The following is a 12449-nucleotide window of genomic DNA, read 5'->3' on the forward strand; positions in this document are numbered from 1 at the left end:
GACGTCGGGTTCAGTCAGCGGGGGCTGCGGAGACGGGCGGCCAGCTCCGGGATCTTCTCCCGGATCTCGGCGGCCGCGAGGTCGCACATCCGAGTCGCGCCCAGGGCGTTGAAGTGCGTGTCGTCTGCGTTGCCGTCTGGAAAGCGGTCGTACTCCCCGGGCGACGTCCAGAGGAACAGCCCCTGAGAACGCTCCTTGCCGAGGCGTCTCAGGAGGTCGCGAGACCGAGCGGTCATGTCCAGCAGCGGCGCATCGCACTCCTCTGCCAGCTTTCGAACCGCCTCGGGATAATCGCCGTGGGTCGGCCGCAGAACGCCCTGTGCGTCAAACCTGCGCCGCACTACGGGCGTCGCCAGGACGGGGCGCGCGCCACGTTCTCGGGTCTCCGACACGTAGCGCTTCAAGTTTTCTGTGTAGCTCGCGAAGGGGTCGGTGTGACGCGCCTCGTCCGGCTTCTGGTCGTTGTGGCCGAACTGGATAATCACCCAGTGGCCTGGCCGGACGCGGTCGAGCACGGCGTTCCATCGGCCTTCGTCCCGGAAGCTCTTCGAGCTCCGTCCGTTTACCGCGTGGTTCTCCACCCTCACGTCCGGTTCGAAGTAGAGTGGCAGCAATTGTCCCCACCCGCGTTCTGGGTTCTCTGGCAGGACCGGCTTGTCCGCCATCGTCGAGTCGCCGACCAAGAAGAGCGTGACCCCCTGGGCGGCGGCGTCGGCGGTCGACGACAAGAGGAGCCCGGCCGCGGCGATGGCGACGCTGGCCAGCCCCGTGCGGATCGTTCTCGGATGAACGTCTAGCCAAGGCATCGGACTACCTGATGTCGCAGAGGACGCGTTGGTAGCCGACGAGCGGCGGGGCGCCGTCGTCGGATACTTCGAGGATGAGCTGGACCTGGCGCCCCGGTTCGTTCGGCGCGACAAAACTGGCGCTCCCCGGCCGATCCCCTTCGGAGATCTTCACGCTGGCCTTGGCCGAATCGGCGTCTGCGTATTGCCACCACCGGTAGGCAAGCTTGTCGCCGTCGGGGTCGGTCGCGGAGGCAGCCAGCTCGACGGCGTCGCCGGGCTTCACGTCGCGACGCGATTCTCCCTGCAATCGGACCACGGGGAGGTGGTTTGCGTCTTGATAGTCCTTCACACACCAGTCCATCCGGGCGGCAAAATCATTCTGCGCAGCGGGCACCCAACGCCAGTACATCTTGTTTGCGTCGCCGTCGTCGGTGAGCGTGCGATCGGTGAGGTGATTGGGCCGTTTCGGATCGTCGTGGACCGAACGCCCGCCCCAGCCTCCCAGCGTGTAGTCGACGTGTGATCGGAGCCCGTTGTCGACAAGGTGCAGGAACGACGGGGTGTCCCCCTCGCTAACGAACGACTGCGGGTACAACGCCCCGAGCGGTCCGTGATCGGACGTGACGTTCTTCCGGAGCCACTCTTTCCCCATATAGGCCTGGACCTCGCGCGGGTTAGCGCTCGGCTTGCCTCGTGAGCCTTCGCTGATGCTCTCGTAATCCCACACGTTGTCCCAGCCGTAGGCCTCGTTGATGTAGGCCCCTGGGATGTTCGCCTGGACCCAGGCGCCGCCGCCGTCTTGGTACCAGATGCAGTAGATGCGTATACGCGACACGGCGTGGTCGAACTTCTCCTTCGGATACTCGGACTTCAGCTTCCACAGCGCCGAGGCCGTGGTGTTGGCGCCCCCCCACGAAAGGACGTGCACCGGGCGTGGGTCGTCGTCTAGCAGGGTGTCGATGATTAGTTGGGCGCCGGGGGTGTCCTTGGTTTGCAAGTCGGGCGGCGCGACCCACAGGTCTTTGATGTTCTCGTTCCCCACACGCACCACGCTGCGCAGCCGGTCGGCTTCCGGGTAGTTGGGGTTGTGCTTTCGCAGATTGGGCGCCACCTGTTCGTACGCGTCTAGCTGCTTTTCTAGCCACGGCTCTTTGCTGTGGCCGTTCTTCTGGTACTTGGAGTTCACCTCGACGATGCCGACCACGTCGTAGTCGCAGGAGTAGAGGAGGAAGCGGACCATTGAACTGTGGTCGTCTATCTCGCCGTCCGTGGTGGCGATGACACGGGGCCTCTGCCACGCCGCGGCCTGGTCGTCCGCCACGGCGGGCACGGCGATTGGGGCGACCACAAGCAGGGCGCAGGGGAGCCACATTCCGCAACGCGCCGCGAGGAGGGGGGTGCTCATGGGTTCTCGATTGGTTTCGTGGATGAGGGGGATTTGCACCGTTGCATGCGGGAGGCAAAGTCCGTCAGGAAATCGACCCGCCACTGGTTGACGCTCTTGGCGCCGGGGTGGACCCCCTCGGCGGTTGCGGGGTCGGGGTCGTCGATCCACCAGTTCGGATGCAGGGCCGAGGGGTGGCTTGTCCGCTCTACCGGCGGCGCGACGGCGGTGAACTTGCCGGTCTGCCCGTTCAGGCTCGGGTGGTCGCTCTTGATGACGTACGACCACACCTTGGCGTCGCGCGGGGAGAAGCGGAACCGCAGGGACTTTCCTTCGCTCGCCCCGACCGAGGCCGGCTGGCCGCCGTCGAACACCATGACGGCGCTGTTCTGCGCCGTATATCTCTTGGGCGCCGGGAGAACGAACTGGGTCACTCCAAACACCTCGGCCTTGTCGGACGCGGTAGTCTGGCGATCGAAAATGGTCTTGCGCCCGTCCCAGATGCGTACAAACCTGCCGCCCCATCCCGGTTGCGTTGGATCGTCCGGCACGCCGTGCAGCAACCGCGCAACCGAGGGGGTGTCGCCCATCTTGAGGTCGGCCTTGGCGTTCGAGAAACAATCGCCCAGCGCGCCGTGTCCGGCGACGTGCTTCGCGACGAACCCACGGTTGCTCCATTCTCCCTTCTGCTCGCCGCCGACGAACCAGCCGCGGTACGCCGCGTTTGCTTCGATCATCCATAGTAGGGGGTGGTCTTGTTCGACGTAGTTGTAGGCGTCCACGCTCCACTTCTTGTTTGGGCCCCCAATAAAGTAGACCCGCAGCTTGGGCAGGATGTCTGGCGCGTCGTGCAGCGCCTGGGCGAGATCGTCGATGCCCCCCCAAACCAGCACGTGCAACGGCCGGGGGTCGTCCCGCCGCGCGCATTGCACGATCCACTCAGAGCCCTCGGTGGGTCTTCCGAATCCGGACGGACCGGGTGGTTCCAACGCCCCTTGTTTGCAGAGGGCGCGCAGCGCGGCGGGCGTGGGGTAGCCGTCGGAATGAGTGACGAGGTTGGGGTAGTCCCGCTCGTAGGCGTCGATCACCTGCAGGATCTGCTGCTTGCGTCCCTGGCCGTAGGGCGAGGCTATCAACCCCGCGATGTCGAGCTTGTCCGCGTAGACAAGCAGATGAACCATTGACTGGACGTCGTCCGGATCGGTGCCCCCGATGTCAGAAGAGACTACCACGCGGGGCCGGCGCCCAGCGGGCTCGTCGTCTGCCGCGACGGTCGCTCCGGCCGGGGTGCAGCACAGCGCCCCGAGGGCCAGGAGGCCGCAAAGCCAACTTCTCCAAGTAGCCAATGTCTCTGGACTGCTGGAGGGCGCGTCCGGGCGAGCGCGATCGATAACGGCGTGGGGCATATTCTTGGTGACTCCAGGGAGACTCCTATCCGATCGAGCGCGGGCTTGCTCGAGCTCAAGCGGCGCGCACCGGTCGGGCAAGGCCTGATCAGGCGTTGTCGCCGCGCTAGCATACTCGCGGCGCCGCGGCGGCGGCCTAGGTTGACTCAAAAGCAGCTGTGTTATTCTGGCGCTGCGCCGCGCCGTGCGTAGGCCGACGGATTGTCGATGGCTTCTGGCTGGCCTAAGCGGTTTGCCAGCAGAAGGTTACGGGTAGTCTGGAAATCATGGGAGGAGAGCGCCGCGGCGTTACCAACTGCTTACAAGCTCCGCCGCACACCACCCCCCCACCAACACCAACGCGATCGCAGATAGCCACAGCCCGACGTCCCACGCCCAGTGGGGCCGCAACGCACTAGGGGCGTATCGGTAGCGGAAGTAGAGCGCCGCGCCGGCCAGCGCCGGCAGCATGATGGTTTGGGCCACGCCCGATATCAGGATCAACAGCTTTGGGTCGCGGACGATAAGGAACGCCGTGAAAGAGACCAGCGGCAACGCCACGCCAAGCCAGCGCCAAGTGCTTGCCTGGCGGATGGGGCGGGGCGAGTTGCGCGTGAAGATGGCGAGCGCGTCGGCAAACACCAGGGCGTTGCTGGCGCTCGCCACCAAGAAGGTCGAGTAGAGCACCGCCACGGCGCCGACCAAGAACAGCCCCACCGCCAGGCCGCCAAACGCCGGCTCGTACATGGCGGCCAGGGTGCGGATCAGGTCGCTCTTGTCGGGGATCAGCCGGGCGCGGTGCAGCACTGCCGCCCCCAGCAGGTAGAAGGTCATTGTCGATAGCGTGTAGACCGCCATCGAACACCACGCGTCCCACTTCATGACCCGCATCCACCCTTGGGCGCGGCGGGTCCAGGCCTCGCTGGAGTCGGCGGGGCCGACGTGACGCGCGTAGCCTTTCTGCAGGCACCAATACGGGTAGTAGACCAGCTCGCCCGACCCGACGCCGATCAGCCCAAACGTGGCCAACGCTGTGGCGACCGGGGACAACCCGGGCTGCGGCGGGGGCAGCCGAAAGCTCAGGCCGCGGCCCAGGTCGGCGAGGGTCACTGCCCACGAAGGGTTGAGCTGCAACATCACGAGGTTGGCCACCGAGAGCAACGTGAAGCCACCCACCAGCACGAGCACCAGACGCTCGATCAACTGGTACCGGCCGGCCAGCAGCAACACGCTGGTCGCTACGGAGACGACCAGCGCCCAACACAGCACGTCTGGCCCTGTCGCCACGGGTTCGGTGGGGGGGGCGTCCGCGCCTTGGGCGGCAGCCTCGGGGCCGCCGATGCGTCGGTTGACATTGGCGTCGGCCCAGGCGTTGTAGGCCTCGCCCTGCGATGTGAGCGGCGCGGCGATGGAGAGCGACTGCCCCACCGCACCGACGATGCCCCCCGACTGGGCGACGCTCGCCATAAACATCAAGACCCAAAGCCAGATGATCCAGTGCAGCCCGGCCGGCTTGAAGCCCGGCAGGCTCTGCAGGCCGTCGAGCGTGGTGCGCCCGGTCGCCAACGAGTAGCGACCCAGCTCGAGCTGCGCAAAGACCTTGATCGCACAGCCCAACAAGATCAGCCACATCAACCAAAAACCCGCCTCGGCGCCGGTCAGGGTGGTCGCGATCAGCTCGCCCGAGCCCACGATGGAACCCGCCACGATCAGGCCTGGGCCCAGTTGCTTGAGGATGCCGGGCACGGTGGTCGGCGCTTCGCGGACAGAGTCACTCATGCTGCAGCGCCGGGCGGAATCGAAAAGAAAGAGGAGCAGATGCCCCACTGGTATACCGTACGGCGGGGCCGCGTCCCATATCGTGCCGCCCGGCGCCCTCGACGCGGCTTGGCGTTCCGGCCTCTGGCGGCTAAGGGCCGCGACAGGGAGGACTTATGACGTAGGTCTAGATACAATGCAGCTTCCCACTACAGGGCGGGACGCGCCGTGCGCCGCCTCCGCCCCGCTTATTGCTTCTCGACAAAGGACTCCTCGATGCCCGTGCTTCTCCGATCGTGCTGCCTGAGCGGGTTGCTGCTGCTCTTGGCCGGTTTCGCCGCCGCCCAGCCGCAGGGCACCGAGGACCGTAGGCCCAACGTGCTGTTTATCTTAACGGACGATCAATGCTGGGAGGCGTTGGGGTGCACCGGAGGAGAAGTAGAAACGCCGAACCTCGACCGCCTGGCGGCCAGCGGGACGCTGTTCACGCGGGCTTACAACATGGGGTCGTGGAGCGGCGCCGTTTGTATGCCGAGCCGGACGATGCTGATCACCGGCCGAAAGCTGTGGAACGTCTACCCGATCGATCAGCAGCTCGTCGCCCGCCAGCGGAAGAAAGCCGCGCAGGCTCCCGGCAAGCCCATCGACACCGGCACGGCGTGGCCGGAGTGGTTCTCGCAGGCCGGGTACCGCACCTACTTCGCCGGCAAGTGGCACACCAACTTCCACAAGGCAGAGGACGTGTTCGACGTGGTGGGAACCGTCCGTCCCGGGATGCCGGCCGACACGCCCGAGGGGTACAACCGCCCCAAGAGCCCGGACGACGACCGTTGGCAGCCGTGGGACAAGCAGCGGGGCGGGTTCTGGGAAGGGGGAACCCACTGGAGCGAGGTGTTGAGGGACGAAGCCATCGGCTTTCTCAAGCAGGGCGCCGAGCGCCCCGAGCCGTTCTTCATGTACCTGGCGTTCAACGCGCCGCACGATCCCCGCCAATCCCCCCGCGAGTACGTCCAGCGCTACCCAGCGAGCAAGATCCGCACGCCCGAGAACTTCCTGCCCGAGTACCCCTACAAAGACCAGATCGAGTGCGGCAGGTCGCTGCGGGACGAGCGGCTGGCGCCCTTCCCGCGGACCGAGTACGCGGTTCAGGTGAATCGGTCGGAGTACTACGCGCTGGTCACCCACCTCGACGACCAGATCGGCGCAGTCCTCGAGGCGCTGCGCGCCAGCGGACAGGCCGACAATACCTTTGTGCTGCTGACCAGCGACCACGGGCTCGCGCTGGGGCGCCACGGATTGATGGGGAAGCAGAACGTCTTTGAGCACAGCCTCCGCGCGCCGCTAATCGTTGCGGGGCCGGGCCTGCCCCGGGGCGGGCGCAGCGACGCCCGCGTGTTCCTGCAAGACGTCGTGCCGACGTCGCTCGAGGCGGCCGGCATCCCCGTCCCGGAAGAGATTGAGTTCGAGAGCCTGCTGCCGCTGATCCGCGGCGAAGCAGGCGCCCGCGACGACTCGATGTACGCCGCCTACCGGATGTCGCAGCGGATGGCGATCCGTGGCGACTGGAAGATCATCTACTACACGAACGTCCCCAAGCACCTGCTGTTCAACCTGGCGGACGACCCGCTGGAGATGCACGATCTCGCGGACCGGCCGGAACACGCCGCGAAGCTCGCCGAGATGAAGCAGGCGCTGCGGGACGACATGCGCCAAAACAACGATCCGCTGAAGCAGCCGCAGGGGTAGGTCACCTTTGGTCCGATTCGGCACGCGTCGTCAGGATGTCCCTTTCGGCCGCCCATTGGCCGATGTCCTGCCGGTTGATCGCCGCGGCCATCAGCTCCGGGCATGCCTTGGCGGTGGGCCCCCGTGCTAGCCCTGGATGGGCCAGCTCAACATGCTTTCCTTCGGCTCCGACGGGGCGCTGCTGGGCGTGGGCAGCAGTTCGAACCCCGGCGGCGGGCCGTTGGTGCTGGGCAGCACCTCGATCATCGGGGGCTCGTCGCCGGGCTCGGGCAACATCCGGAGCTCGGGCGGCGCAATCGTGTTGCTGGCGACCAGCATCGTCCCGGCGTTGCCGCCACCGCCGAGGGCTTGATAGGCGTTAACGACGGCCGCCAGTTGCTGCTGCTTCGTCTCGATCAACACCATCTTGGCGTCCTGAAGGTCTCGCTGAGACAGCAGCACGTCGATGTACTCGGCGCGGGCGTTCTGGAAGAGCTTGGTGGCCGTGTCGACCGAGTCTTCAAGCGCCTGGAGCTGCTGCTTCTTGATCTCGATGCTCTGCCCGTAGTTTTCTACCTTGGCCACCTGGTTGATGACCTCGGTGTAGGCGTTGAGGACGGTGCGTTGGTATTCGTAGACCCGCTGCAACTGCTCTGCGTTCGCGCTGAGGTAGGCGGCCCGGATGGCCTTCTTGTTGATCACCGGGGCGACCAGTTCTCCGACGGCGTTGTAGACCAACGACTCGGGGCTCATGAACAAGTAGTTCGTGTTGAACGCCTCGTAGCCTACGCCGGCGCGGATGTTGAGCGAGGGGTAGAAACGCGCCCGAGCGACCCTCACGTCGAGTCCCGCTGCCTGGAGCTCTCGCTCCGCTTGGCGGATGTCCGCGCGGTTCTGCAGCAGCTGCGCCGGGACCCCCAGGCTCAACGCATGGAGCTGAAGGTCGAGATAGCCCGCAGAGTTCCGCGCGACCGTCTGCGGGTAACGACCGCAGTTGAAGTTGATCCGGTTCTCCACCTCAACGATCTCTTGCTGGATGATTAGCCTCTCGCTCTGGTTCTTGCGTACTTCGGCCTGGAATCGCTGGACGGCCAGCTCCGTGCCGCGTGCCCCTTCCTTCAAGGCCTTGGCGGTTTCGAGGCTTTGCTCTTGAATCTCGATCGTCCTGTTCAGCGCCAACAGCCGGTTGTCGAGAGCCATCAGCTCGTAGTAGTCCTCGGCGACCTCGGCGATCAGGCGAGTCACCACATAGTTCTGCCCGTCTCGCGTGCCCAGGTAGCGTAGCGACGCCGCGTCCCTCGCGTTCCGCAGCTTTCTCCAGATATCGATCTCCCAAGAGACGTCTGCGGCGAGCAGGAAGTTGGGCAGCGGCTCGGGGAACGGTTTGCCAGGGGCGACCAGGAGCTGGTCTTCCACGGCGCCGTTGCGCGTGAAGCGGCTTGATTTGTCCAGTCCTGCGCTACCGCCGATATTCACGAACGGGAGGTAGTCGCCCTTTCGCGCCATGATCTCATAGTTGGCGATGCGTATGTCTTGGGTCAGGATCTTCAGCTCCTGGTTGCCGGCCAGCGACTCGGAGAGCAGGCTGGTCAGCGTCGGGTCGGCGAAGAACTCGCACCAACCGATCTGTGCCGAGCTCTCCGCGCTGGTCACCCCGTTGTAGGTGTCGGGCAGCGCCGGCCCCCGCTCTGCGCAGCAGAGCTTGGGGATGCGGCAAGAGGGCACCGTCAGCAGCAAACAAGAAGCGAACGCCGCGGCAAGGGCGAAGCTGCTGCGCCCCGTGTCGGGCCGGCGTAGATTGAGGTTCATGCGTCGAGTCCTTGACGTCGTGATCCAGGAAGCTCCGCTTCCTGGCGGCCGGTCGATGGCCGGCGGCTCCGTCATGCAGCCACCGGGTCCTGGAAGGCGCCAACCCGTCCTGGGATGAACCTTCCGATTCGCTTGCCCCGGCAACTCCTGCCGGCGGGTCTCTCTCGCGATCCCCCTCAGGGAGACCGCGAGACCTCCTTCGCGGCGCGAGCAGCGTCTGCTGCAGGCGGTCCATTCTGACTACTCATTCGACCTACGCGGGGGTGGGCCTTTATGGGTTGTGCTGGTAACACGCGTGATGCGGCGCCGAGTGTAGGGGTTACGGGGAGTTGAAGGCCGGAACGGCCGCGCCGGAGTGATGGCGCCGGGGCTCCGGAAGGGGGTTACGGCTCCTCGGTGGCGTCTGCATCGAGTGCGCCGTGCACCTCGTGGGCGACGTGCTCAAAACGCTCGCTAAGGGGCTGGTGCGTTTCGTCTTTCAACAGCTTCTTACCGTCGGCCATCCTTGCGAAGATGTAATAAAGGCCGGGGATCACCAGCACCCCCACGATCGTGCCCACGAGCATCCCGCCGACCGCGGTGGTGCCGATCGTGCGGTTGCCGATCGCCCCCGGACCGGTGGCCCGCACCAGCGGGACCATGCCGGCGATAAAGGCGAACGAGGTCATCAGAATCGGCCGGAAGCGCAGCTTCCCTCCCTCGATCGCCGCGTCCACTAGGCTCACCCCTTCTTCGCGCCGCTGGACGGCAAACTCGACGATGAGGATCGCGTTCTTGCCCAATAGGCCGACCAACATCACCAGCCCGATCTGGGCGTAGACGTCGTTCGATAGCCCCATCGCCTTGAGGAACAAGAACGACCCAAACAAGCCCACCGGCAGCGAGATGATCACCGCCAGCGGCAACAAGAAACTCTCGTACTGCCCCACCAAAACCAAGTACACAAACATGACCACGATCAAGAAGATGTAGATCGCCGTGTTGCCCTTCTTGGCTTCGTCGTAGGAGAGGCCCTGCCAGTCGATGTCGAAGCCGCGCGGCAGCGTTTGGGCGGCCACTTCTTGGATCGCCGCGATCGCCTGGCCGGTGCTATACCCGCTGGCGGGCGCCCCCTGGATCGCCGCGGTGGTGTACAGGTTGTAGCGGCTGATCTCGTTCATGCCCTGCTGCTTCTTGAGTTTCATGAACGCTGAGTACGGAACCATCTCTCCCTTGTCGTTCTTGACGAACATGCTCTCGAAGTCTTCGGGGTATCGCCGGAACTCAGGAGCGGCCTGGACGTAGACCTTGTAGAACTGACCGAAGCGGACAAATCCCTGCTCCCAGGTGCTCCCGACCACGATGGAGAGGTTGTTCATGGCGTCGCCGATCGACACCCCCTTCTGCATGGCCACGTCGTTGTTGATCACCAGCTCGTACTGTGGGTAGTCGCTGGCGAAGAAGGTGAACAACCCCTTTAGCTCCGGCCGCTCGGCCAAGGCGGCCAGGAACTTGTCGGTCACCTCCCCCATCGTCTCGTAGTCGCCGCTGTTGGTCTTGTCCAGCAGGTTGAGCGAGAACCCGCCGGCGGCCCCGAAGCCGGGGACCGCGGGGGGCTCGTAGAACTCCAGTTTCACGTTGGCGATGTCGCGCCCCTTCTCTTCCAGCTCTTCGATGATCTGCTTCGAGGTTAGCTCGCGGTCGGCCCACGGCTTCAGGTTGATGATGCAGGTCCCCGCGTTCGATCCACGGCCCTGAGTCAGCACCTCGTATCCGGCGATGGAAGAGACCGACGTGATCTCTTCCAGTTCTTCACAGATCGCTTGCAGCTCGTGCGACTTGGAGTTGGTGTACTCAAGCGTCGAGCCGGGTGGGGTCTGGATGATGCCGTAGATAATGCCCTGGTCCTCCAGCGGGATGAACCCGGAGGGGAGCACCGTGTTCACTGCCACAATGCCGGCGCCAAACGCCGCAACAATCAGCAGCGTCAGCAGCCGTTGCTTGACGATCCCGCGCAGGATCCAGCCGTACCCGTTGGTGACCTTGACCACGACGCCGTCGAACGCACGCAAGAACAACGTAAGCGGGTTGTAGCTCGTCTTTTTGTTTGGGTCGTGGGGCTTCAGGATCATCGCGCACAGCACCGGCGTGAGCGTCAGCGCCACGAGGCCGGAGAGGACGATGGACATGGCCATCGTCAGGCCGAACTGGCGGTAGAACACGCCGACCGGCCCCGTCATGAAGGTCACCGGGATGAACACCGCGGTCATCGTCATGGTGATGGCGATGATGGCGCCGCTGATCTCGTGCATCACCTCTTGGGTCGCTTGATAGGGCCCGAGGTGCTTGGTGTGCATCTTCTCGTGCACCGCCTCGACCACCACGATCGCGTCGTCCACCACCACGCCGATGGCCAGCACGAGCGCAAACAGCGTGATCAGGTTGATGGACAGGCCGAACGCCAGCATAAAGAAGAAGGCGCCGATCAGCGACACGGGCACCGCGAGCGTGGGGATCAACGTGCTGCGGAGGTCGCCGAGGAACAAATACACCACCAGCGAGACCAGCACAAAGGCCTCCAGCAGGGTGTGCAGCACCTTCTCGATAGACGCGTCGAGGAAGCTGGAGACGTCGTAGCTGATTTCGTAGTCCATGCCGGGGGGGAACGACGCCTCTTTGATCTCGTCGAGCTTCTCCTTGACCCGCTCGATCACGTCGGTGGCGTTAGAGCCGGGCGTTTGCTTGAGCACGATGGCGGCCGAGGGGTCGCCGTCGATATCGGAGTAGAGGTCGTAGAACGACGAGCCGAGCGAGACCTCGGCGACGTCCTTGAGCCGCAGGATCTCGCCGTCGGGCTTGGCCTTCAGGATGATGTTCTCGTACTGCTCCGGCTTGTCGTAGCGTCCCAGCCAGGTGAGCACGTACTCGATGGTCTGCGACGTTGACCCGGTGGCCTGGCCCAGCCGCCCGGGCGAACCGATCATGCTCTGCTCGGCCAGCGCCTCCTGCACGTCCTCCGCAGAAACGCTGTAGGCGCGCATGCGTTCCAGGTTCAGCTCGACCCGCATCGCGTAGGCGCGGTTGCCGAGGATGGTGGGCCGGGCGACCCCCTGGATCCGCTTGATCTCCGGCAGGATGTTGACGTTGGCGTAGTTGTAAAGAAAGTTCTGGTCGACGTTCTTGTCGGTGCTGTAGACGTTCACGTACATCAGCATGCTAGACATGTTCTGCATGACGATGATCCCCTCCCGGTCGACGATGGGGGGGAGGTTGTTCTTCACCGCCTGAACGCGGTTGTTCACGTTCAAGACCGCCACGTTGGGGTCCGTGCCCGGCTCGAAGATAATCTGGATCGTCGCTTCGCCGGCGCTGGTGGCGTCGGAGATCATGTACCGCATGTCCTGGACGCCGTTGATCGACTGCTCCAGGATCACTAGCACCGAGTCGATCAACACCTTGGCGCTGGCGCCGGGGAACGAGACGGAGACCACCACGCTCGGCGGCGCGACGTCGGGGAACTGCGAGATGGGTAGCGTCACGATCGCCAGACCACCCATGAACAGGATGATCAGCGAGATCACGATCGCCAGCGCGGGCCGATGCAGGATGCGTGCAAACATT

General features: G+C 64.9%; 7 protein-coding genes. 1 reads left to right on the forward strand and 6 read right to left on the reverse strand.

Annotated elements, in window-relative coordinates; genetic code table 11:
- Positions 1-14: 14 nt before the first annotated feature.
- The 4 genes from Pla175_RS12790 to Pla175_RS12805 form a co-directional block, all read right to left on the reverse strand.
- The gene (locus Pla175_RS12790) at positions 15-806 is read right to left on the reverse strand and encodes a rhamnogalacturonan acetylesterase (protein WP_145285266.1); all 792 of its coding nucleotides are present in this window, start codon (positions 804-806) and stop codon (positions 15-17) included.
- 4 nt (positions 807-810) lie between these two features.
- Positions 811-2193 carry a DUF1593 domain-containing protein gene (locus Pla175_RS12795; protein ID WP_197527478.1) on the reverse strand — a complete coding sequence of 461 codons (1383 nt, stop codon included), beginning with the start codon at positions 2191-2193 and terminating at the stop codon, positions 811-813.
- The gene (locus tag Pla175_RS12800; RefSeq protein ID WP_261342831.1) at positions 2190-3404 is read right to left on the reverse strand and encodes a DUF1593 domain-containing protein; all 1215 of its coding nucleotides are present in this window, start codon (positions 3402-3404) and stop codon (positions 2190-2192) included. Before Pla175_RS12800 ends, Pla175_RS12795 begins: the two co-directional genes overlap by 4 nt.
- Before the next feature lie 462 nt (positions 3405-3866).
- The gene (locus Pla175_RS12805; RefSeq protein WP_145285274.1) at positions 3867-5336 is read right to left on the reverse strand and encodes an Nramp family divalent metal transporter; all 1470 of its coding nucleotides are present in this window, start codon (positions 5334-5336) and stop codon (positions 3867-3869) included.
- Between the two features lie 255 nt (positions 5337-5591).
- On the opposite strand from Pla175_RS12805, the gene Pla175_RS12810 reads away from it, so the two are divergent.
- The gene (locus Pla175_RS12810) at positions 5592-7061 is read left to right on the forward strand and encodes a sulfatase-like hydrolase/transferase (protein WP_145285277.1); all 1470 of its coding nucleotides are present in this window, start codon (positions 5592-5594) and stop codon (positions 7059-7061) included.
- Between the two features lie 126 nt (positions 7062-7187).
- On the opposite strand, the gene Pla175_RS12815 is transcribed toward Pla175_RS12810, so the two are convergent.
- Positions 7188-8849 (reverse strand): TolC family protein, encoded by a 1662-nt coding sequence (locus Pla175_RS12815; RefSeq protein WP_145285280.1) that lies wholly within the window; start codon positions 8847-8849, stop codon positions 7188-7190.
- Between the two features lie 383 nt (positions 8850-9232).
- Positions 9233-12448 (reverse strand): efflux RND transporter permease subunit, encoded by a 3216-nt coding sequence (locus Pla175_RS12820; protein WP_145285283.1) that lies wholly within the window; start codon positions 12446-12448, stop codon positions 9233-9235.
- Position 12449 lies beyond the last annotated feature (1 nt).

The sequence above is a fragment of the Pirellulimonas nuda genome (assembly GCF_007750855.1).
Classification (GTDB): domain Bacteria; phylum Planctomycetota; class Planctomycetia; order Pirellulales; family Lacipirellulaceae; genus Pirellulimonas; species Pirellulimonas nuda.

Bases quoted from the DNA above. Each gene is read 5' to 3' on its own strand.
- Pla175_RS12815 (WP_145285280.1), bottom strand. From the start codon at position 8,849: ATGAACCTCAATCTACGCCGGCCCGACACGGGGCGCAGCAGCTTCGCC.
- Pla175_RS12805 (WP_145285274.1), bottom strand. From the start codon at position 5,336: ATGAGTGACTCTGTCCGCGAAGCGCCGACCACCGTGCCCGGCATCCTC.
- Pla175_RS12795 (WP_197527478.1), bottom strand. From the start codon at position 2,193: ATGAGCACCCCCCTCCTCGCGGCGCGTTGCGGAATGTGGCTCCCCTGC.
- Pla175_RS12810 (WP_145285277.1), top strand. From the start codon at position 5,592: ATGCCCGTGCTTCTCCGATCGTGCTGCCTGAGCGGGTTGCTGCTGCTC.
- Pla175_RS12820 (WP_145285283.1), bottom strand. From the start codon at position 12,448: ATGTTTGCACGCATCCTGCATCGGCCCGCGCTGGCGATCGTGATCTCG.
- Pla175_RS12790 (WP_145285266.1), bottom strand. From the start codon at position 806: ATGCCTTGGCTAGACGTTCATCCGAGAACGATCCGCACGGGGCTGGCC.